Source organism: Moritella yayanosii (genome assembly GCF_900465055.1).
Taxonomy (GTDB): Bacteria; Pseudomonadota; Gammaproteobacteria; order Enterobacterales; family Moritellaceae; genus Moritella; species Moritella yayanosii.
Genome location: NZ_LS483250.1, coordinates 1,050,536 through 1,073,279 on the forward strand (window position 1 = coordinate 1,050,536; position 22,744 = coordinate 1,073,279).

Annotated in this window: 22 protein-coding genes and 1 riboswitch; of the genes, 3 read left to right on the plus strand and 19 right to left on the minus strand. The window is 39.7% G+C overall.

Going from position 1 to position 22,744, the window contains the following annotated elements; translation table 11 throughout:
• Positions 1–4: 4 nt before the first annotated feature.
• Positions 5–1,216, minus strand: coding sequence for a 23S rRNA pseudouridine(2604) synthase RluF (rluF, locus tag MORIYA_RS04685; protein WP_112713105.1), 1,212 nt, complete (start codon positions 1,214–1,216; stop codon positions 5–7).
• Between the two features lie 261 nt (positions 1,217–1,477).
• On the opposite strand from rluF, the gene MORIYA_RS04690 reads away from it, so the two are divergent.
• Positions 1,478–2,326: a CvfB family protein gene (locus MORIYA_RS04690; RefSeq protein ID WP_112713107.1), complete on the plus strand. Its 849-nt coding sequence runs from the start codon at positions 1,478–1,480 to the stop codon at positions 2,324–2,326.
• Positions 2,327–2,457: 131 nt separating this feature from the next.
• Here MORIYA_RS04690 and MORIYA_RS04695 read toward each other — a convergent pair whose 3' ends face one another.
• From MORIYA_RS04695 to clpS, 3 genes are all read right to left on the minus strand, one after another.
• Positions 2,458–2,823 carry a hypothetical protein gene (locus MORIYA_RS04695; RefSeq protein WP_112713109.1) on the minus strand — a complete coding sequence of 122 codons (366 nt, stop codon included), beginning with the start codon at positions 2,821–2,823 and terminating at the stop codon, positions 2,458–2,460.
• An 82-nt stretch (positions 2,824–2,905) separates the two neighbouring features.
• Positions 2,906–5,179 (minus strand): ATP-dependent Clp protease ATP-binding subunit ClpA, encoded by a 2,274-nt coding sequence (clpA, locus tag MORIYA_RS04700; protein WP_112713111.1) that lies wholly within the window; start codon positions 5,177–5,179, stop codon positions 2,906–2,908.
• 42 nt (positions 5,180–5,221) lie between these two features.
• On the minus strand, positions 5,222–5,536 hold the full coding sequence (clpS, locus tag MORIYA_RS04705; RefSeq protein ID WP_112713113.1) for an ATP-dependent Clp protease adapter ClpS: 315 nt from the start codon (positions 5,534–5,536) through the stop codon (positions 5,222–5,224).
• Positions 5,537–5,800: 264 nt separating this feature from the next.
• Between clpS and cspD the strand changes: the two genes are divergently transcribed.
• Positions 5,801–6,022, plus strand: coding sequence for a cold shock domain-containing protein CspD (gene cspD / locus MORIYA_RS04710; protein WP_112713115.1), 222 nt, complete (start codon positions 5,801–5,803; stop codon positions 6,020–6,022).
• A 121-nt stretch (positions 6,023–6,143) separates the two neighbouring features.
• Here the strand turns inward: cspD and tamB are convergent, their stop codons facing one another.
• The 3 genes from tamB to MORIYA_RS04725 form a co-directional block, all read right to left on the minus strand.
• Positions 6,144–9,923: an autotransporter assembly complex protein TamB gene (tamB, locus tag MORIYA_RS04715; RefSeq protein WP_112713117.1), complete on the minus strand. Its 3,780-nt coding sequence runs from the start codon at positions 9,921–9,923 to the stop codon at positions 6,144–6,146.
• Complete coding sequence (locus tag MORIYA_RS04720; protein ID WP_112713119.1) at positions 9,923–11,656, minus strand: autotransporter assembly complex protein TamA; 1,734 nt, start codon at positions 11,654–11,656, stop codon at positions 9,923–9,925. Before MORIYA_RS04720 ends, tamB begins: the two co-directional genes overlap by 1 nt.
• A 204-nt stretch (positions 11,657–11,860) precedes the next feature.
• Positions 11,861–12,499: a deoxynucleoside kinase gene (locus tag MORIYA_RS04725; RefSeq protein ID WP_112713121.1), complete on the minus strand. Its 639-nt coding sequence runs from the start codon at positions 12,497–12,499 to the stop codon at positions 11,861–11,863.
• A 208-nt stretch (positions 12,500–12,707) separates the two neighbouring features.
• Between MORIYA_RS04725 and MORIYA_RS04730 the strand changes: the two genes are divergently transcribed.
• Positions 12,708–14,048: a DEAD/DEAH box helicase gene (locus MORIYA_RS04730; protein ID WP_112713123.1), complete on the plus strand. Its 1,341-nt coding sequence runs from the start codon at positions 12,708–12,710 to the stop codon at positions 14,046–14,048.
• A 157-nt stretch (positions 14,049–14,205) separates the two neighbouring features.
• Here the strand turns inward: MORIYA_RS04730 and moaE are convergent, their stop codons facing one another.
• The 12 genes from moaE to moaA all read right to left on the minus strand — a co-directional run bounded on the left by moaE (position 14,206) and on the right by moaA (position 22,610).
• The gene (gene moaE / locus MORIYA_RS04735) at positions 14,206–14,661 is read right to left on the minus strand and encodes a molybdopterin synthase catalytic subunit MoaE (protein WP_112713125.1); all 456 of its coding nucleotides are present in this window, start codon (positions 14,659–14,661) and stop codon (positions 14,206–14,208) included.
• Positions 14,662–14,907: a molybdopterin synthase sulfur carrier subunit gene (gene moaD, locus MORIYA_RS04740; RefSeq protein ID WP_043994418.1), complete on the minus strand. Its 246-nt coding sequence runs from the start codon at positions 14,905–14,907 to the stop codon at positions 14,662–14,664.
• 18 nt (positions 14,908–14,925) lie between these two features.
• Positions 14,926–15,402, minus strand: coding sequence for a cyclic pyranopterin monophosphate synthase MoaC (moaC, locus tag MORIYA_RS04745; RefSeq protein ID WP_112713127.1), 477 nt, complete (start codon positions 15,400–15,402; stop codon positions 14,926–14,928).
• Between the two features lie 15 nt (positions 15,403–15,417).
• Positions 15,418–15,924 (minus strand): molybdenum cofactor biosynthesis protein B, encoded by a 507-nt coding sequence (moaB, locus tag MORIYA_RS04750; protein WP_112713129.1) that lies wholly within the window; start codon positions 15,922–15,924, stop codon positions 15,418–15,420.
• A 92-nt stretch (positions 15,925–16,016) separates the two neighbouring features.
• Positions 16,017–16,535, minus strand: coding sequence for an RNA methyltransferase (locus MORIYA_RS04755; RefSeq protein WP_112713131.1), 519 nt, complete (start codon positions 16,533–16,535; stop codon positions 16,017–16,019).
• Positions 16,536–16,684: 149 nt separating this feature from the next.
• Positions 16,685–16,819: a TIGR02808 family protein gene (locus MORIYA_RS04760; protein ID WP_112713133.1), complete on the minus strand. Its 135-nt coding sequence runs from the start codon at positions 16,817–16,819 to the stop codon at positions 16,685–16,687.
• 22 nt (positions 16,820–16,841) lie between these two features.
• The gene (locus MORIYA_RS04765) at positions 16,842–17,414 is read right to left on the minus strand and encodes a NapC/NirT family cytochrome c (RefSeq protein ID WP_112713135.1); all 573 of its coding nucleotides are present in this window, start codon (positions 17,412–17,414) and stop codon (positions 16,842–16,844) included.
• Positions 17,415–17,458: 44 nt separating this feature from the next.
• The gene (locus tag MORIYA_RS04770; RefSeq protein ID WP_112713137.1) at positions 17,459–17,926 is read right to left on the minus strand and encodes a nitrate reductase cytochrome c-type subunit; all 468 of its coding nucleotides are present in this window, start codon (positions 17,924–17,926) and stop codon (positions 17,459–17,461) included.
• Between the two features lie 89 nt (positions 17,927–18,015).
• Complete coding sequence (gene napA / locus MORIYA_RS04775; RefSeq protein ID WP_112713139.1) at positions 18,016–20,502, minus strand: periplasmic nitrate reductase subunit alpha; 2,487 nt, start codon at positions 20,500–20,502, stop codon at positions 18,016–18,018.
• The gene (locus MORIYA_RS04780) at positions 20,499–20,771 is read right to left on the minus strand and encodes a chaperone NapD (protein ID WP_112713141.1); all 273 of its coding nucleotides are present in this window, start codon (positions 20,769–20,771) and stop codon (positions 20,499–20,501) included. The genes napA and MORIYA_RS04780 overlap by 4 nt, the downstream gene beginning before the upstream one ends.
• Before the next feature lie 45 nt (positions 20,772–20,816).
• On the minus strand, positions 20,817–21,299 hold the full coding sequence (gene napF / locus MORIYA_RS04785; protein ID WP_112713143.1) for a ferredoxin-type protein NapF: 483 nt from the start codon (positions 21,297–21,299) through the stop codon (positions 20,817–20,819).
• Positions 21,300–21,632: 333 nt separating this feature from the next.
• Positions 21,633–22,610 (minus strand): GTP 3',8-cyclase MoaA, encoded by a 978-nt coding sequence (moaA, locus tag MORIYA_RS04790; protein ID WP_112713145.1) that lies wholly within the window; start codon positions 22,608–22,610, stop codon positions 21,633–21,635.
• A riboswitch (molybdenum cofactor riboswitch) is annotated at positions 22,598–22,744 on the minus strand. (Overlaps the previous gene by 13 nt.)

Here is a 22,744-nt window from a genome sequence, read left to right on the forward strand (position 1 = left end):
TGGACTACTTCTTTTTCAACGACAGAGTACCTTTAACACGCGGCGCAGCTGGGCTAGCTTTGGTAGCATTAGCCAACTTGGCTTTTTCACGGTCAGCAATAATACTGAAACGTGTAGCAGGTTTTTTTCGTTCTTTTTTCTTTTCAGCCGAGTTAAAACGCGCTCTCGATGCAATTTGTTCATCAGAATAAGACGCTGGTTTATCTTGCAGAGCTATACCTGAAGACACATTAGATGAAACATCAGCATCAGACGATTTTTCATTTTGCGTCCAAAAATTAGACGCCGGTTCGTCGTTATTATCTAGATCAGCGACTGTTTCATCTTGACTCCAAACATCTGAACGTGCTTCATCATTCAAAACTTGACCAGGGGTTGCTGCATAGTCACCGTAGCCAAAACGCTTCTGACGAGCAGCACTGTTAACACCACGTTTTGAATGTTGGCCTTTTACCTTAGGCTTAACTTGGCCATAATCAGACGCTTCTTCGGTACTGCTAGAACCTTCAACCATGGCGTTTATTTCTGCCATTTCATTATCCGTTAGCAAACGCCACTGGCCAGTCGCTAAACCTTTAATATCAATGTTCATGATACGGGTACGCGTGAGTGATTTTACTTGGAAACCAAAATGCTCACACATGCGTCGGATCTGCTGATTTAGACCTTGCGTTAAAATTATTTTGAATTCAAAACGACCTTCGCGTGTTACTTTACAGGCTTTAGTGACGGTGTCTAAAATTGGCACACCGCGCGCCATACCAGTTAAAAATTTGTCTGTAACCGTGCTATCAACTTTAACAATATATTCTTTTTCATGCGCATTACCAGCACGTAGTATTTTATTAACAATATCACCGTCATTGGTTAAAAAGATAAGACCTTCTGAGGGTTTATCAAGACGACCAATTGGGAATATGCGTGTACTGTAGTCAATCAAATCAATTACATTGCCGTGAATGTGACGCTCTGTTGTACACGTGATGCCTGCCGGTTTATTTAAAACAATGTAGATACGCTTTTGCTTGGCTTTTACTGGCTTACCGTTTACAGATACCATATCGCCATCTGACACTTTCGTCCCCATTTCAGGAATCTTACCGTTAATGGTTACGCGACCTTGTTCAATTAAGCGGTCAGCCTCACGGCGAGAGCAATAACCCGTGTCACTGATATATTTATTAAGTCGTGTTAGTTTGATGTCTTGTTGCGTCATGATAATTTATACTAATATTAAGGGGATTAGGAATTGCGAAAAGGTTTTGAGAATTTATACTTCAGAAAGACCGCAATTATGTCGGCGGAGTATAACAGAAGGCATTATTATCAAGCAATATTAGTGTATATATTTAACCTTTCAACTAATTAATACTAATTCATCCGCAAATATTGGGTTTTTTTCGCGCTTCGTGGTACATTGCCCGCATTATTGGGTGACTATAATAACCCTCGTTATTTCAAGACAGAGCAAAGCACTATGGCAGAATTAGGTAAGTTAAATACCTTAGAAATTATCAAAGAAACTGGATCGGGTTTCTACCTGGACGGCGGTGTATTAGGTGAAATACTGTTGCCTTTTACAAACTCACCATTGGATATAGATATCGGTGATGAGCTTGAGGTATTTATCTACCTTGATTCAGAAGACCGTATCATTGCAACAACGCAAAAAGTACTCGGTGCAGTTGGCGAATTCGTCATGCTAAAAGTAAAACAAGTAAACAATGTGGGTGCATTCCTTGATTGGGGTTTAGACAAAGATCTGTTAGTGCCATACAGTGAACAACGCATTCCATTACAAGTGGGTCGTGAATACCTTGTTGCTATCTATCTTGATCGCATTCATGGTCGTATTACAGCAACAACAAAACTAGATCGCCATGTTGACAATACGCCAGCGCGATACAAAATACATGAGCAAGTTGAAATCACACCTGTTGATCCAACTGATCTGGGTTATAAAGTCATTGTAAATAACAGCCATTGGGGTGTTGTATACAAAAATGAAATGTTTAAGAAATTAAACCGTGGCGAAAAACAAAAAGCGTATATTCAAAAAGTACGTGAAGACGGTAAAATTGATATCTTACTGAATGAACCCGGTCACGGTAAAGTATCGGACTTTAGCCAAGTGTTATTGTCAGAACTGAATAAACATGGTGGTTTCATGCCAGTGACAGATAAAACTGACCCTGAAACAATTGCGCGTTTATTTGGTGTAAGTAAGAAAACATTCAAAAGCGCAGTAGGTCAATTATTCAAGAAAGGTATCATTGATATCGTGAAGACGGGTAACGTTGGTTTACAAGTTAAAGACAGTGAATAAATCACGCTATAAATAGTGTTAGTCCTATCTATCAACGCCGATAATACTAATACTGATGATAATAAAAATGGAAGCCAATTGGCTTCCATTTTTTGTTCTACGTTACTGTAATTTGAATGCTTAATGATGAATTAATGAACAATTTGCAAAATAGCAACGTTAGCTTGTTTATCCATTTCAGCAGAGCCTAGGATCATAATCAACTCATCATCAGAGTAAACAGATAAATCGTTTGCTTGTTCGATAATATCTTCCATAACAGGGTTCAAGTCACCGTCATGAACTCGGTGCCATTGATAAAAACTAATCAGTAAAACTTGTAACACGTAACCTTCATCTAATAAAGCTACGTCAATACCACTTTCCAATGCCACCGCTTCCAATGTGTCAATATCAAAGGAAACACTGCCGTCATCATCCAGTTCTAGTTCTAATGAATCAAAATCAATCCCATCAGGGATACTAATTTCGACTCTAGTTAATGCGGAAATATCCATATAGCATTCCCTCTTTAAGCCAAGCATAGCTACAAAATAACACTAATTCGAAAAAAAACAAGCTTATACAGCATTCAACATATTATGTTTCTGTTGCGGTTACCTTGGCAGTGGTAAATGTAAAAGCCAACTCATCACCTTTCAATTGAATATCAACCGCACCACCATTTGATAGTTTGCCAAACAAGATTTCATTCGCAAGGTTGCGCTTAATTTTATCTTGAATAACACGCGCCATTGGTCGTGCACCCATGGTTTTATCATACCCTTTATTCGCAAGCCATTTACGCGCATCGTTTGATACGTTCAATGTCACTTGCTTGTCATCAAGTTGGGCTTCTAACTCAACTAAGAATTTATCCACCACCATATGAATAACATCCATATCTAAGTGATTAAACCAAATAATATTATCAAGACGGTTACGGAATTCAGGTGCGAATATTTTATTCACTTCACCAAGCGCATCACTATTATTATCTTGCTCTTTAAAACCGATTGACTGGCGAACTGTTTCAGCGGCACCCGCATTCGTCGTCATCACCAGTATAATATTACGGAAGTCCGCTTTACGGCCATTATTATCCGTTAACGTACCGTTATCCATGACTTGTAATAACAAGTTAAATACATCCGGATGGGCTTTTTCGATTTCATCTAAAAGCACAACTGCATGTGGCTGTTTGATAACCGCATCCGTTAATAAACCACCTTGATCATAACCAACATAACCAGGAGGCGCACCGATCAGACGAGATACAGTATGACGTTCCATATACTCAGACATATCAAAACGAATTAGCTCAACACCCATTATTTTAGCTAAGCGTTGAGTCACCTCGGTTTTACCGACACCTGTTGGACCTGCAAATAAGAATGAACCAATTGGTTTAGTCTCAGCACCAAGACCAGAACGAGATAAACGGATCGCATCAGTGAGCACTTCAATCGCTGGATCTTGACCAAACACAACCATCTTCAGGTTACGCTCTAAGTTTTTAAGCACATCACGATCGTTTGATGAAACTGATTTTTCAGGAATTCGAGCCATTTTTGCAACAATAGACTCAATTTCACCGATACCAATTGTTTTCTTACGTTTATTCTCTGGTAATAAACGCTGTTTCGCCCCGGCTTCATCCATTACATCAATTGCTTTATCAGGCAGTTGACGTTCGTTAATATACTTCGCAGATAATTCGGTGGCAGCACGTAGTGCTTTCGCGGTATAGCGTACATCATGATGTTCTTCGTAACGTGATTTCAACCCTTGCAGGATCTTCACCGTATCATCAATAGAGGGTTCCATTATGTCTACTTTTTGGAAACGTCGTGCCAATGCACTATCTTTTTCAAAAATCTGGCTATATTCAGCATAGGTCGTCGAGCCGATACAACGTAACGAACCATTACTGAGTAGTGGCTTAAGTAAGTTAGCGGCATCAAGTTGTCCACCCGATGCGGCACCAGCACCGATGATGGTATGAATTTCATCAATGAACAAAATAGCATCATCATGTTTTTGTAACTGTTTCAATAATGATTTAAAACGTTTTTCAAAGTCACCACGATATTTAGTACCAGCAAGCAGTGCACCGAGATCAAGAGAAAACACCTGGGTATTTTTCATTACGTCAGGCACTTCTTTATTCACAATACGATATGCGAGACCTTCAGCTATTGCAGTTTTACCTACCCCAGCCTCACCCACTAACAATGGGTTGTTTTTACGACGGCGACATAAGATTTGAATCGTACGAGTGAGTTCTTCATCGCGTCCAATTAATGGGTCAATGCGCCCTTCAACAACCAATTTATTTAAGTTCGCTGAGAAGTTTTCCAGTTTAGTCGATTGATCGTCACTATCATTAATCGCTTGTTCTGATGCATCCTGATTATCTTCAATCTCTGATTCTTCGTCGTTTTTACGAATACCATGGGAAATAAAATTAATCACGTCAAGACGGCTCATGCCTGATTTTTTCAAAATATAAGCAGCTTGTGACTCTTGTTCACTGAAAATAGCGACAAGCACATTGGCACCTGTTACTTCATTATTTCCTGAAGATTGCACATGAAACACAGCACGTTGTAATACTCGCTGAAAACCAAGCGTAGGTTGTGTTTCTTTGTCTTCATCTGACTCAGGTAAAATAGGTGTTGTCTGCTCTAAAAAAAGCAGTAATTCATCACGAATAGCATCGATATTACCAGAGCAGCCTTTAATTGCTTCGCAGGCCGATTTGTTACTTAAGAGTGAAACCAGTAAGTGTTCGACCGTCATAAACTCATGGCGATTCTCACGTGCAGTTTTAAACGCTTCATTTAGCGTGATTTCAAGATCTTTGCTTAACATAGGCATCTCCCTATAACTACGTGTTGCGTAATATTGCTATCATTACGCTTGTTCCATGGTACATAATAAGGACTGTTCGTTATCTTTCGCATATTGCATCACCTGTGATACTTTTGTCTCGGCTATCTCAGCCGTAAATACACCACAAACACCCCTGCCCCGAGAATGGACAGTTAACATGATCTGGTTAGCCTTATCTATATCCATAGAAAAAAACCTTTGTAGTACATCTACAACGAAATCCATTGGAGTATAGTCATCATTATTCAAAAACACTTTGTAAAACGAAGGTGGTTTTAGTTCTAGCTCACTTTCTATACTTGTTTTGAAATCAATCAGTTCATCTAACTTACTCATAATTCTATCTTAGTACCTATCAGAGATTTGGGCTAATAACTTTCAACCTTTCGACTAAGTTTACCCCATTTTAACCATTTTTAGGAATATTAACTTGACTATAGTTGCGAATAAACTAAATTTATTAACAAGATGCATTATAATGTTAACATTATAGCAACTTATTATATTGATCGTTATATACATCTATCACCCTTCTGATTAAAAGGGGGAAAGACAGTCCAGTAATCAAACAATTTATAATTACAGAAAGGATGCAGAGGTATGGCAACCGGTACGGTTAAATGGTTCAACAATGCGAAAGGATTCGGCTTCATTTGTCCTGAATCTGGTGGTGATGATGTGTTTGCGCATTTTTCTATCATACAAATGGATGGATACCGCACATTAAAAGCAGGGCAACTGGTGAATTATGAAATAGATGAGGGACCAAAAGGCTCTCACGCTATTTCCATTTCAGCGCATGAGGCAAGCGAAAAAAAATAACTTGTCTTCTACCGTGATACAAAGCGGCTTAGCTGCTTTTATACCCAAGCTACTTCAAGATACATAATCCGCATATTGAAGTAACTTGGGTATTATTTTACCTGTTTTTTGAAGATTAATATCAACGATTAAACTTGTAATATAAATCGACCGCACTATCGATACCAGTCACTAACTCTATATACAGCTTGGGTATGATCTCGTACCGTACAACAACTTCACTCAAAGCAGAAAATAAACCAATGCCATAACGGATCTGAACACCTGGTAGTACATAACCACTCACCTCAACCCGAGTATCATCGCCCTGTCCTCGCGTATCAATAGCAAAGTCTTTAACACCTAATGTATCACCTAAAAAACCGATAACGTCTTTACCTTGACCTAGACTGGAGCCTACAAGCATGGTGGTGATAACAACATCCTGACTGGTTTCGTCTTTCGAGTTTATATCGCGACCACGCAATAAATACGAGATCATTCTTGTCTGCTGCATGTCCGGTTCTGAAAATAGAGTGAAAACAGGTTTCTTTACTGGCCCAATTAAGCGAATACCAACAATCACATTATCTTCAGTGAGCTCTGTATTGCGTATTGCTTCAACATTAATATACGGGTTTTCAACCGAGCCTGAGAAAACAACCTGACCTTTACGAATATAAAGATCTTGTCCAAACGAGCGGTAACGACCGTTTTCAAACTGCAACATACCATCAGAAAAAAAATTTCCATCTTCGTCAAGCACAATACTTACAGCACCAGTGATGTTAGATTCTAACCCAAAAGAATCAATTTTAACGTTATCTAACAGTTTGATATTCACTTGAACCTCAAGTGGGTAAGTTTGTTTTACCATAAAATCATCTGAATCAATAATAATGACATCATTAGAAACCTGAATCGCACTTAGCGGTAATTTTTCAACTTTAATTAACGCATACGGAATGACAATATCGCCTGTTACTTTCGCCCCCTTATCATCACCTTCAACTATAATTTCAGGGCTAAAATGAAGCTTTAACCCCTTATTATCGTCAAATTCTAAATTGTCACCGTGTAACAACATTCGGTAGTAGAATTCGTCCCCCCACGTAAGGCTACCCATGATCTTTGCTAACCCTTTACCTGAATTAGCGCTACCTGTAATACTAGCTCGTTTACCACTGGATTCGATACTGAATTGAAAATTTTCCAATGTAACAGGTAATTCGTCACCCGCTAAATAGCCATTATTGACATTAAACTGGCCAATAACCTCAGGCTTATCTAATGTACCACCAATGATACCGGCACCAGAAACTACACCATTAAGTACATCAACCTGATAGATCAACGGTTCAATAAATGCTAGATCAATGTCAGTGATGTTTATATCACCACTCAATTCTCGGCTATCAAAGAGATCATCGATACGAATATAACTTGTCATCCCACCCAGCTCACGAGATTGAATATTAGTTTTTACGCTTACACTAGACTCGTCTAATCGAATCTGCATTGTTAGGATGTCAAAATTTGCGGTACTACTTTCTTCTTCATTATAAATAAGTGCCGAGCCATCAGTGATACTCACTTCCGAGTTGAGCTGTAACGGTTGTCCTTTACCCCAAGTCACTTGACTAACAATATTCAGTAAACCTTCAATTTCAAGGTTATTGGCGGTTTCTAAACCCAGTTTATTAATATCATAGTCATGTAATTGGAACTCAAACTTATCTGCATCTTCGAGTTTACCGTCAAAACCTAAACAGAATTTTGCTTCTTTTTCATTCCAACAATGCTGATCAACAAAAAGGTAATAATCTTTATCAGAGAACGAAAGTTCGACATTGGGATCAACTATCCAATTTCCGTATTCAGAGTTAATACGTCCTTTCGTCACTTTGCCTCGCCAAACCTCTCCCAGCCAAGAGCCAGTCACCTTCAATACCGCGTTGTTTTTTTCATTTTCAATATTTAAACTAATACTATTATTACCATTGTCGGCTTTATAATCGACTGCGACCTTACTAATCAGTTGCTCACCAATGTGCAATTCTTCACCCAACAGTGAGATCACGCCCTCTGGACGTTCCGTCAAACTGATTCGACCATTTAGATCAGCGCGTAATAATTTATTATTTTCCAACGACACATGATCTGCGAACAAATCGAAATTTAGCCAAGGTTTAGATTTATGACCAATAACAGTAAAATAACCAAACGCACTGCCTTTACTTCCAGCAAGATAGGGCGTTAATGATTTTACATCGACTTCTCCGCCTAACTTAAATTGCTCATTGATGATACCGTCGAGTCGAATAGAATCGTCACCATGGGAAAGAGATAAACCATTCAAATGCCAATAAAGATCTTGATTTAACGTGAGTTGCCCTTGTAACGTTAATGGATAATCGCCTATATCCGCAGCAATATTAATATCATGTATATCTACGCGCCAATCATTATCTAATGCGAGTTTAAAATCGACTTTCGCATCACCACTGGGCCGGAGTTTTACTTCTGGCCAGTATTTATCTAATTGTACGCCTGTCGTTGCTATCTCACTGCTAACCCTAATACCATCAACCCAATCTATCTGTGCTGAAGCAACGACAATCCCACCCAAAGTCTGAGCGTTTATGGTAGAAAAAAATAAGCCTTGTAAACTGCCCTTACCCTCGGCATCAAGATTAATTAACGGTGTATTATCAATGTCGAGTGATCCGGAAATAACGATATTATAATCATCTAAATCGCCTTGTAATGATAACGAACCGTCTTTTGTCTCTATATAAGCAGGTGACCGTAATGGCCAGCTTAAATGCTGCCAATTAGCCTGGATCGTAAACGGTAAAGCAGGCTGTAATGGCGCTAATGAGACGTCTATGTGGGTATTGAACGGTCCGGAGGTCTTGATCGAAAAGTCGATTTTATCAAGGCTGCCGCCCGCTTTTACGTCAATGACAAGGTGATTTAATAACTCGGGCTGTTTGAATGTCGTGCGGGCATTTACATACAAAGGATAACCTTGCTGTAAGACAATATTTCCTTTTATGCTGGTATCAGCCTGGGGCATATCAACGACAAGTTTTTCAATGTTCACCTCACCGGCATCAATAAAACCGATTAACTCGATTGCATTAAAATCAAGAAATAAGTCGTTAATCTGAAGTTTAGATTGAATCAATTCAGCGTCATGCACATCGACACGTAATGGAATTGAGACCTGATACAGCTCAAATTCATTTAATAATGCTGACACAGCATCTAATTGTTTATTAATTTCAACCCGAGCGATAGCTTGTTCAGTGCTTGCTAGCGCGTTGCTTTTTTCTGCCGTCAGCACTTGAACAAATACATTTGTCGTTTTAACTTGGGTAACCGAAATATCTCGTCCTGACAAATTCACCGCACCTTCAAGCCGATCGGCGGTTATTTTTGTATTTGCGATAACAACATTTATATTATGAATATCGATATTGGCAACACGAATGAAAATCGGAATGTCTAGCTGCCAGCCATTATTGGTAATGTTATCATCAAGTTCAGCAATACGTGTTAAGGCATCACCTAAATCTAGGCCTAAAAGTACGCCGCGTTCTTTCTCAAGGGCCATCGAATAGCTGACAGCAGCAGCATTAAGCGAATTGACACAAAGCTCACCACCGAATAAACAAGATAAATCGATATCGTAATCTAAATCTACAATTGAGAGCTGAAGTAAATCGCCTTGCCAGTCTATTTTTGTCCAGCGCGCTTGACTAAATACAGTGCCGTTATCAAGTTCAAGATGCAATGGTAACCCTGCGTTATTCAGTTTCTCAATAAGGTATTGGTTACCGGCATGGCTACCAAGCAACGCGGTAATGCTGCCCAGCATGAAAATCAGTAAGACTAACGTGATTTGAAGAAAACGCATTACAATTCAGGTCCAATATACAAGTGAAAAGTATACTTAGTATCCGTATCAGAATTAACCGGCACCGCAAAATCAACTTTAACAGGGCCGATCGGTGTCATCCAACGAATACCCGTACCTACACCAATACTAATAGGTTCAGAAAAGTCATTGGTTGAAGTACCTGCATCGACAAAAAGGCCAATTCGCCACTTATCAGCAAACTGATAACCGTACTCAAACGAACCCACCATTAGATATCGACCACCGATATAGGCATCTGCCGCATCAACAGGCGTAACAGTTTCATATTGATAACCACGGATACTCTGGCTACCACCAGCAAAAAAACGCATCGAAGCAGGCACACTTTCAATTTCATCGACATAGATAGCACCAAGATCCACTCGCGTAGTAAAAAAGTGGGTTCGATCAAGAGAGCGTAAATACTTTGTTCTACTTTGTATTTTAGCCATATTAATGTCTGCGCCCCAATAACGACTGGCGACTTCTAAATTTAAGAGCTGTTGATTACCCCAATACGGATCGACACCACCGCGTTGTTTTGTTCGCGCAAAACTAACCCCTGGTAGCACCATAATATTACTACCAACTTGGCTAGCTTGGATAAAATCTTCTTGTTCAACTTTAATAAACCAAGTACGTAACCATTTTGATTCTAGTTCAAATTGACGCTGTAACTGTAACGTAAACAGTTTACTTTCGGTATCTTCATTATCTTTACGTTGATAACCAAATTGGATTTTAGCGATGTTAGTGATTGGATCTTCAATGGGAATAGCATAGTTAAAGGTAAATTCTTGCTGTACTGTCGAATACTCAAATTCTGCCGAAACACTGTCACCGCGATTGTTGATCCAAGGTTTTTTCCAGCCTAACGTGCCTCTGAAGCCGACATCACTCAAATAACCGACACCAATCTCATAGGTATTGCTGGGATGGTTAATCACAGTGATCACGATTGGGACTTTACCCTCTTTTCTGGCGTTAATATCAGGCACCACAGAGGCCGACTGAAAATAACGACTGTTGAATAACGCTAAACTATACTCAGCAACTAAATTCGACTCATAGGCTTGCCCTAACTTAAAGGTTGCTAATTCAGTAACGACAGTCTCAGACTTGGTTTGATTAGATAAAACCGAATCACCAAATACATATCGTTGCTTACTGTCGAAAATAAGATCGACATCCGCACTATTCTTCTGAATACTAACACGTACTTCACTTTGCGCCCACTTACCGTCAAAGTAGCCCCGTGCTAATGCTAATTTTGTAATTCCAGCTTTGAATTGGTCATAATCTTGATGCGATAAATAAACACCTGACTTAAGCGGCACAGTACTAAGCAGATCTAAAAAAGCAGGATCATGACCCGCTTCACCGTTAATCCTAATATTAACCTTTCTAAGTTTAATTCTGTCACCAAGATTGATGTCGATAAATACAATCAGTTCATCATCATCTAACGTCAGGTTAACCGTCGTTTCTGACTGATAAAAACCGAATACCTGGATAGATTCAATGATATTTTTTCGGACTTTAGATTCAAAATAACTGTAGTTATTACCTTTGGGTGTAGATATAGTCGACAAATACGAATTAACATTATCTTCGATAGCACCGGAGACACCTTTAATTTCGAAATCAACCATTGAGACAGCAAACGCAGAAGGAGAAAAAACAGAAGAATATAACAATAGCATCAATGCGAACAGAACTGGTAATTTCACTAACTGAGGCCTTAACTTAGCACAGTTCAAATATAGAATCGTACTTTCCATGTAAAGGAAAATGATGAGTAACAGATTAGTCTAATTAGTATCAAAAAACAATGACGTGGTATTTACAACACCATTGTATATACCCAAGCTACTTCGAGCAGTACAATCAGTAAACCTCTGATATAGCATCTTGAAGTAGTTTGGGTATATTAACTAAAGGCCTTCGCTAATAATGCGCTTAGCTAAGGCCTTTGGGCAACCAAACTCGGTCCAATCTTCAGTCAGTAGCACTGTGTCATATTTACGGCAAATGTGTGGTAAAAATGTATCATGGCAATCAGAAATTAATTGCAGATATTCACGTGGCGTACCTTGTTCGGCATCACGAGCGCGTGAAAGCATACGCATATAAGCCGTTTCAGCGTCACAACGTAGATATACAACAGCCGATACACGCGGGTAATCGACTAGTTTAGTCTGGATATCGTAATAATAATCAAGATCTTTGCCATCAGGGCGGCAAGCTTCTGCTAGATTCGCTTGGCAGAATACCAGATCAGAGAATAATGAACGCTCAATAATGTAATTAAACGCAGGATCCAAATCTTTACAAATATCAGATCTTTTGTTGGTAATATAGCGCTGAAATTCAATGCGGCGTGCAGGATCCACCGTAAACGCTTGTAATAAGCGTTGAAATTCAGGGTCTGAATCAACATCTTCTAATATTAACTGCCAGTCAGCGTTATCATATTCTGTTAATTCTTTAGCCAACAAAGGCAGCAATGTTGATTTACCAACACCGATATTACCTTCAATTGATACTAGTTTAAACGTTTGCTCATTACTCATTATAAAACCTATGATGCTAATATAAGCGGCAGATTATAGCATATCAACAGTGCTATCCTAGCTCAAGCATGTTTAAATACTTAGCGGATAAATAAATTAAGTCTGATTTATTTATCCGCTAACGTAAATGATACATTCACCTAAGTTACTTATTCCTGTATAATATGCCGCCTTAATGAGGCATATTGCCCAGTTGCTAGGATATCCAATGAAATTTTCATCATATAGTTTTACTCCCGAAATTTTACGTGCGCTAGATGCTTGTAATTATGACCAAATGACGCCTGTACAACAGCAAGCTATTCCAGCCGCTGGTCGTGGTAAAGATATTCTAGCGAACGCACAAACAGGTACTGGTAAAACAGCCGCGTTTGCTTTACCTATCTTGCAACAAATCGCAGATACGCCAAAAGACATCCACTCAGGCAGCGTACGCGCATTAATCTTAGTACCAACCCGAGAGCTTGCAGCGCAAGTAACAGAGAACGTTCAAGCGTACAGCCAATTCATGTCACTTAACGTAGTGAGTGTATACGGCGGCGTTAAAATGGAAACGCAAACTAAACAGCTTAAACAAGGGGTTGATGTTTTAGTTGCTACACCTGGGCGTTTATTAGAACACCTACAACTTAACAATACTAACCTTGCTAACGTTGAACACTTAGTATTAGACGAAGCCGATCGTATGCTAGATATGGGCTTCATCACCGATATCCGTAAGATCTTAGAGTCTATATCGAATAATTTCCAAACAATGCTGTTCTCGGCAACGTTGTCTCAACAAATGAAGCACCTAGCAAATGAATTACTGACTAGCCCAGTGATCGTTTCTGCTTCAAAAGAAAACTCGACAGCGTCAACCATTAAACACGTAATTCATCCTGTTGAACAACGCCGTAAACAAGAGCTTTTATCTGAATTAATTGGCACTAAAAACTGGAAACAGGTATTGGTTTTTGTTAACACCAAAGAAGCGGCTAATAACATCGTTAAGGAATTAAAACTTGATGGTATTAAAGCTGACGTTTGTCACGGTGATAAAGGTCAAGGCGCACGTCGTCGTGCATTAACTGAATTTAAAGAAGGTAAAATCCGTGCACTAGTAGCAACAGATGTTGCTGCACGTGGTCTAGATGTTCAAGGTCTTAAGCATGTCGTTAACTTTGATTTACCATTCCTAGCTGAAGATTATATTCACCGTATCGGTCGTACAGGCCGCGCTGGTGAAACGGGTAATGCAGTATCATTTGTATGTCGTGAAGAAGAACATGGTCTGGCTGACATCGAAGCGATGATCGGTTATAAGATTGAACGTCAAGTAGTTAAAGGTTATGAAGTAAGTAACCGTGATCGTTTGATTGCTGATATCAGTGGCCGTGCTTCGCATGAACGTCGTCAACCGCGTCGTAACAAAGCCGTTGGTGAAGAAAAAGTTGAACACAAGCCAAAAACAACGGCGCCAACGAAAAAAGCAAGCAAAGGTAAACATCGTAAAACAAGTGCGAAGTTACACCGTAAAGGTAATGTAGCGGCACCAAAACAAAAATAAAACTTAGCTTAACTATTATTATTTAAAAATAGTAAGGCCCTATTAAACAACCTCACGGGGTTAATTTAATAGGGCCTTTGCTTATTAACAACAATATAGTTTACAAACCATTGTTTACAAAAACAGTGTCTGCAGGAGCATTGCAGCTATTCAGCAATTACTTCCAACGGTCGGCTGCTGTCGTATCCGTTTCTCGGGCATCTACCCAATGAGAACCCGCTTGGGTTGCTTCTTTTTTCCAGAATGGTGCTTGAGTCTTTAAATAGTCCATAATGAACTCGCATGCTTGAAAAGCATCACCACGGTGCATACTGGCCACACCAACGAAAACAATCTGCTCACCTAACGCCAATTCACCAATACGATGGATCACTTTAACACCTTGAATTGACCAACGTGTTTCAGCTTCAATCAAAATCTTAGCCAGTGACTTTTCAGTCATGCCGGGATAATGTTCAAGCGTTAAGCCTGATACGCTATCTCCCTGGTTAAAATCGCGTACCTTACCGATAAAAGTAACGATTGCACCAGTGCTGTGGCTTTTACCTAACGCCGCATATTCAGTCGCTAAATCAAAATCTTCAGTTTGGATTTGAATGGTATCTGTATTCATTTAACCTCCAGTAACGGGTGGGAAAAATGCCACCTCGACACCGTCGTTAAGTGGCGAGTCTAAACTACAAATTTCTTGGTCAATCGCCACCAGCAATTTATCAGAATCAAGCGCCAGCGCCCACTTCCCGCCTTTACCTGCTAATTCAGCACGTAATGCATTCACAGACTCAAACTGGCCAGTCACTTCTAATTCTGCGCATTCAACCAATTCTCTAATTTGTGCAAAAAATAATACTTTAATCATGACAATACCTTACGCAATCTAAACTTTAAAATGACCTGACTTGCCACCGGTCTTCTCAAGTAGCTTAATACCATCAATGATGATGTCTTTTTGAACCGCTTTACACATATCATAAATGGTTAATGCGGCTACTGATGCCGCTGTTAACGCTTCCATTTCTACGCCGGTCTTACCCGAAAGTTTACAACAGGTTTCGATGCGTACAAGGTTATTTTCTGGCTCTGGTGTTAATTCGACTGTCACTTTAGTCAGCATAAGCGGATGACAAAGCGGGATAATATCAGCGGTTTTCTTCGCGGCTTGAATGCCAGCAATACGCGCAGTGGCAAATACGTCACCTTTGTGGTGATCACCCGACATGATCAGCGCGAGTGTTTCTGCCGACATACGCACAATCGCTTCCGCTCTTGCTTCACGTTGCGTTACTTCTTTTTCAGTAACATCAACCATATTTGCTTCACCAGAAGCATTTACATGAGTAAATTGTTGAGACATTAGAATTCCTATTACTTAAATATGTGGCATAAAATTATATGGACGATGAGCATTATTTAACTGCTCACGTAAGATCTTATTCCAACCTGTTTTACATGCACCCGTTGATCCAGGCATACAGAAAATAACGGTTTTATTGGCAAAACCACCCACTGCGCGGCTTTGAATTGTCGATGTTCCGATTTCATCGTATGAAACTGCACGGAATAATTCACCAAAACCTTCGATTGCTTTATCAAATAACGGCTGTACGGCTTCTGGTGTCATGTCTCGTGCAGTAAAACCAGTGCCACCGGTAATTAACACGCCTTGGATATTTTCGTCAGCAATCCACTGAGAGACGATCGCGCGGATCTTATATTTATCATCAATGACGATCTTTTTATCCATCAAAATATGACCATCGGCAACAAGTGCTTCTGCAAGAAAGCGCCCTGAAGTATCTGTTTCTTCATTACGGGTATCGGATACGGTTAATACCGCGAGTTTTGCGGCTTTAAACGCTGATTCAGCATGGCTCATTATTTTTCCTTTTCAATTCAGTCATGTTAATTAAACAAGCTCAACGCTGAAAATGACTATCACACGTCTTACTATTTATTATTTATTATTTATTATTTACTACTTACAGTCACTTTTACTTTATTGTTATTGTCGCGACTGTCTCGAATCAATGCATCATTGGCGATGGTATCTACAGATTTGGCAAGACGATCGTATAAAAGTACATTCACAGTCGCTGCAAGGTTCATGCAACCCACTGTCGGTACATAAACAACCGCTGATGCACGATCAATTACTTTTTGATCTATTGTGCCGTCTTCAGGACCAAAGATATAAATAACATTATCAGGATGCTCAAACGCTGGTAACGGGATTGCGCCTTCCGCTAATTCAACGCAAACAATATTGGTTGATTCTGGAATACTATCGAGCCAATTATCAACACCTGTTAATGGCGTTTTAGCGGCGATATTTTGAGTGTCGGTTTGAAAGGCAGATGCGCGATCATATCTTAGCCCGGTATAATAAACCGCATCTGCTTGATAACAACCAGCGGCACGCATTACCGCACCGACATTAGTAGGACTTTTAGGATTGGTTAAACCAATTGATACATTTTTATTTTTCATTCAATGCTTTATTTTATCGATAATAAACGGGATCTTGTACCTGCTATAATACAAGGATATGAAACCTATCTCAAGGCCATCACGGGAGAACAAAAAAGGCCGCATTACAAAATGCGGCCTTCACTTTATTCATCTAGATAACGTGTGTATTATTTATCTTTATCTGCAGTGAGCGACAATGCCCATACCGAAAATCCTGCCACGGCAGCAAAACCAGCGAGTAAAATAACCGGTATTGCCGTGTAACCTAAGATATGCCAAATAACGTATTCTAACGTACTCATAATTGTGCTTCCTTTTTTCTATCTACCAACCAGGTACATCAGACATATCTGGCAGTTGATGGGCAATACCTTTATGGCAATCAACACAGGTTTTTTCACCACTTGCTAATGCGGTAGAATGTTGTTTTCTACTCCGTGGGCCTTGCTCAGAGAAATCCATGTATTCAAAGTTATGACAATTACGACATTCTTGTGAATCATTTTCTTTCATTCGTTGCCATTCGCGCACAGCTAAATGTTTACGACGTGCTTCAAATTTTTCTTGAGTTGAAATTGTTCCCATCAAGAATGCCACAATTTCATTACTCGCTTGTACTTTACGTATGATTTTGTCGGTCCAGTTATGTGGTACGTGACAATCAGAACAGATTGCACGTACACCTGAGCGATTCGAGTAGTGAATTGTTTCTCTTAGCTCTTTAACAATTGGTGCGTGACAAGCAGAACAGAATTCTTCTGTGTTGGTCGCTTCCATACCCATGTTAAAGGCACCCCAGAAAATAATACCGCCGAGAAAGCCCATAGCGAGGACAGTACCAACAGCTGCTTTACTTGGTGTCGTTAATTTACGCCAAAAATTTAAAATCAGTTTCATTTTATCGCCTCTTTTTCGTTTCGGCTACTTTCATTTTAGATAAATCAACGCAATGAATCTACACGTTTAAAATCATTTCCGATTAACGGTGATGCGTCGGCTTGTGTCACATGGCATTGCAAGCAGAAGTAACGACGTGGTGAAACGTCTGATAATACTTCGCCTTCACGTGATTGATAATGCGTGACACTGATCTTAGTCGCGCCCATTTCACCCGCGTATTTCCAGCTATGACATGACAGACATTTGTTCGCATTTAAAGACACTTCATAATGACGTGTTTGATGCGGAATAAGTGGCGGTTGATACACGTAATCACGATCGATTGGGCTACGATCTTTGATCACGCGTTTTAACTCATCCGCTTTACGTGTGACATCTAACTCAGTAATACCACGCAGTGATGCAACACCACCGTTGTTTACATTTTCAATTTTCGTCGTTTCGGTGCTTTGTGCCGATACAGAGAATAAAATCCCCGCAGTTAGCAGCACAGCCAATAATTTTCTCATATTATGTTCTCCGCCTATTGGCAAATAAATCTGTTATTTGCCAGCATGACTGCTGGCAAAATAGTTAATTAAAAATATGCAGCGGGTGATTACACTTTGGAAATTTTAACTGCACATTTTTTATAATCCGTTTGTTTTGATAACGGATCGGTAGCATCTAGACATACCTTGTTGATTAATACTCGCGCATCAAACCAAGGAACAAATACTAAGCCTACCGGTGGACGGTTACGGCCACGTGTTTCCACACGACAACGCACTTCACCACGAACAGATTCAATCAGAACTTCATCACCACGACGAACATTACGTTTCTTCGCGTCATCAGGGTGGATGTAACAAAGCGCATCAGGCATGGCACGGTAAAGCTCTGGAACTCGTGCCGTCATCGAACCCGAATGCCAATGCTCTAAAACACGACCGGTACATAACCACATATCATATTCTTCATTTGGCATTTCTGGTGGCGCTTCATAAGGGGCAAAGATAATATTTGCTTTACCATCTGCTTTACCATAGAACTCAAAGCCTTTACCTTTGCCAACATATGGATCACTGCCTTCAATAAAGCGCCATTTGGTTTCAACACCGTTAACCACAGGCCAACGTAAACCACGTACAGTATGGTAAACATCATAAGGGGCTAAATCATGGCCATGACCACGGCCAAATGTTGCGTATTCTTCAAACAGGCCTTTTTGTACATAGAAGCCTTGGTCATGTGCATCATCATTTAACTCTTGCGCTTCACTTATTGGGAAGGCATCAACATTACCATTACGATAAAGTACATCGTACATAGTCTTGCCACGATGCTCTGGCATTTTAGCTAATAGATCTTCACCCCAAACTTCTTCAATCTTAAAGCGTTTAGAGAATTCCATTAACTGCCATAAATCCGATTTAGCACCTTCAATAGACTTAACTTGTTGATACCAAACTTGGGTACGACGTTCCGCATTGCCATAAGCGCCCTCTTTCTCTACCCACATAGCGGTAGGTAAAATAAGATCAGATGCTTGCGCAGTAACGGTTGGGTACGGGTCTGAACAAACAATGAAGTTAGCTGGATTACGGTAACCCGGTAACCCTTCTTCCATCATATTCGGCGCAGCTTGCATGTTGTTATTACACATAGTCCAGTACGCATTTAACGTACCATCTTTAAGTGCGCGGCCTTGTGCAATGGCATGTAGACCCGGTTTTGCAGGAATAGTGCCTTCGGGTAATTTCCATATTTTTTCTGCTATAGCACGATGCTTAGGATTTTTAACCACCATATCTGCAGGCAGACGGTGTGAGAATGTACCCACTTCACGCGCAGTACCACACGCTGATGGCTGACCGGTTAGTGAGAATGGACCATTACCCGGTTGTGAGATCTTACCAACAAGTAAATGGATGTTATAAACAAGGCTGTTCATCCATACACCACGCGTATGTTGATTCATCCCCATCGTCCATAATGACATTACTTTAATGTTTGGATCGGCGTATTGCTTAGCAAGCGTAATCAGTTTCTCAACCGGCACACCTGATATTTCAGATGTTTTTTCAACGGTATACTCAGCAACAGACGCTTTATACTCTTCAAAAGTCATTGCCGACAATTTACCCGAGTTAGGGTTTTTCGCTTTTTTCTGGAGCGGATGATCATCACGTAGACCATAACCGATATCAGTTGCAGTACGCTTAAAGTGAGTATGCTTATTGACAAAATCCCAGTTCACGGCATCATTTTGGATAATGTAGTTAGCAATGAAGTTAGCCATAGCAAGATCAGATTGCGGATGGAAGATAATGCCTTCATCTGCAAGTTCAAAAGAACGATGCTTGTAAGTAGAAAGTACATTTACACGTACGTGAGGATTACTTAAACGATGGTCTGTAATACGCGTCCAAAGAATTGGATGCATTTCCGCCATGTTTGAACCCCAAAGTACAAACGAATCGGCATGTTCGAAATCATCATAACAACCCATTGGCTCATCAATACCAAAGGTACGCATGAAACCGCCCACAGCAGAAGCCATACAGTGACGCGCATTTGGATCAATGTTATTTGAACGGAAGCCAGCTTTCATTAATTTAACCGCGGCATAGCCTTCCATTACGGTCCATTGACCTGAACCGAACATACCAACAGATTCAGGGCCATTTGCTTTTAACGATGCTTTCCACTTCTCTGCCATGATATCAAAAGCTTGATCCCATGAAATTGGCGTAAATTCACCATCTTTAGCAAATTTACCATCTCTCATACGAAGTAACGGTGTTGTTAAACGATCTTTACCGTACATGATTTTAGACAAGAAATAACCTTTAACACAGTTAAGACCTTTGTTAACGGGTGACTCCGGATCCCCCTGTGTCGCAACAACTCGACCACCTTGTGTACCGACTAATACAGAACAACCGGTACCGCAGAAACGACATGGGGCTTTGTCCCATTTTATTTTTGTTTCATCACTACTTGCAATCAAATTAGTTGCGCTAGTAGGCAGAGTAACGCCAGCGACTGCAGCCGCAGCGACTGCAGCATTTGCTTTAACAAATGCACGTCTGGTTAATTTCATAGATCATCCTCACATGATGGATCAATAGTTTCAATTTGATGAAAAACAAGAGAAGTACTTAAGACATGTTCGAAATTATTAATTTTATCAATAATATCGGTAACAAATTTCTGATTAGTGGTTTCTAATACAGTGATAATTTTTCCCTTTTCACTATCACCGTAAATTTCAGCATCTGGGATCGCTGCGATTTTACTTTTCACGATTTCCAAATATTCTGGTTTTACGTGAATAATTAAACTCGATATATGAACTTCTTGTTCTGCCATTTTATGACCTTATAATTATTATAAACATATTCCTAATAACTCGATTTAACGGTTAGCGCTCACTGTAATTGCATTTACAGGGCAACTCGATACGCACGCACCACAACCGTTACAATCATCTAATACAACATCAGGACTCACAAACGTTGTAGTAGTAAAATTAAATGCTAAAGCTTCGGATTCGCATGATTCCGCACAACTTCTGCAATATACAGACCCAATATTTAAGCAACTATTTGAAACAACGGCTTTATTTGGCCATGCTTGTGTTTGGGTTAAATCAAATAAATCTTCTTTACAATGATTTACGCATTCTTTACAGAAACTGCATTCTGATACGCTAAAATCAATTTCAGGAAATCCGCCGTCGCCCAAGATGATTATCTGTTCTGGGCAAGCTGTCTGGCAATCACCACAGCGCGTGCACTTATCTGTAAAGTCTAAGTCTGCTTTTAACCAAGGTAGACGTACAACATTGTCTTGTTCTTTACGACGAAATAACGCACGTCGTGCAAGGTTAATACTCATCAACACTACCTTATAAAAATAACTTTTCTAATGTGAAAAAATTAAGGCGCACATCATTCTATAAAGATATCGAATTCATGATGATACAAATAACGCCAGTCTAAAATACTCACTAGTGGGTAAGATGAACAAAACTTAATTTAGATCAATAATTACAGACATATTTAAGGCAACTTAAGACAATTTAAGTCAATAAATGCTTAAGATTATAGCTAACCGTTGCCATATTCGCCTTTATTATGGGGATTAAATATAGCGTAAGCTTGTATTACGCTATATTTTAAAAATTAAGAAAGAGATAAAGAAAGGATGATTTTGTATATTTTCGGTTTTTTAGCCACCAATAGACGCAAGATGAGGAGTGTTTGCAGTAATACCTTGCTGAAGAAAATGAGTCGACTTCTTATCCGACATATGTTCAATCACCCGCGCAATCAGTGCTGGTTGTTGACTGTCTTCTTGTAGTAAGTCGCGTAATTCAACACCTTCTTCACCAAACAGACATAAATGTAACCGCCCTTTAGTCGAAACGCGTAAACGATTACAAGTTGAACAAAAATCTTTTTCGTACGGCATAATTAAGCCTATTTCGCCAACATAATCTGGATGAACGAATACTTGTGCAGGACCGTCCGCCTTGCCTCTGACTTTACTGACCCAACCTTGCCGCTTTAATTTATCACGAATACTGACACCAGATACGTGGTGTTTATCAAATAATGCCTGATTATCACCCGTTTGCATAAGTTCAATAAAGCGTAATTGAATTGGTTTCGTTTTGATCCAATTCAAAAAGTCCTCCAGTTCAATATCATTCAAATTGCGCATTAATACGGTGTTAACTTTAACGGTTTCAAAGCCGGCAGTAAAAGCCGCGTCAAGGCCAGCCATGACTTTATGGAACATATTTTTACCGGTAATTTGACGAAACATACGCGGATCAAGGCTATCAATACTGATATTTAACGCATCCAATCCTGCATCACGCCATTCTTGAGCGTGCTTTTCAAGACTAAATCCATTTGTGGTTGTCGCCACTTTATTGATTTTTGGGATCGCGGCGATGTCCGAAATTATATCCGTGAAGTCTTTTCTTAACGAGGGTTCACCACCAGTAATGCGGACCTTTTCAGTACCCATTTCAGCAAACCCTGTCACGATACGTCGTAATTCATTACGCTCTAGAAATTCAGGTTTGCCTTCGGCTTTATAACCATCCGGTAGGCAGTAGTTACATTTGAAATTACAGACGTCTGTAATTGATAAGCGTAAATAATAAAATTTACGCGAAAACTGATCTTGAAGTTGCATAAACACCTTTCCAAATACGGGAGGCCTAATCATTTCTGATTAAACCCTTATAGCAATTTAAAATGCTATGAGTCCTTAAGATCATATTTAATTTTATAAATTTAGATCGTTAAGGATCGGAGTTTGATTAATAT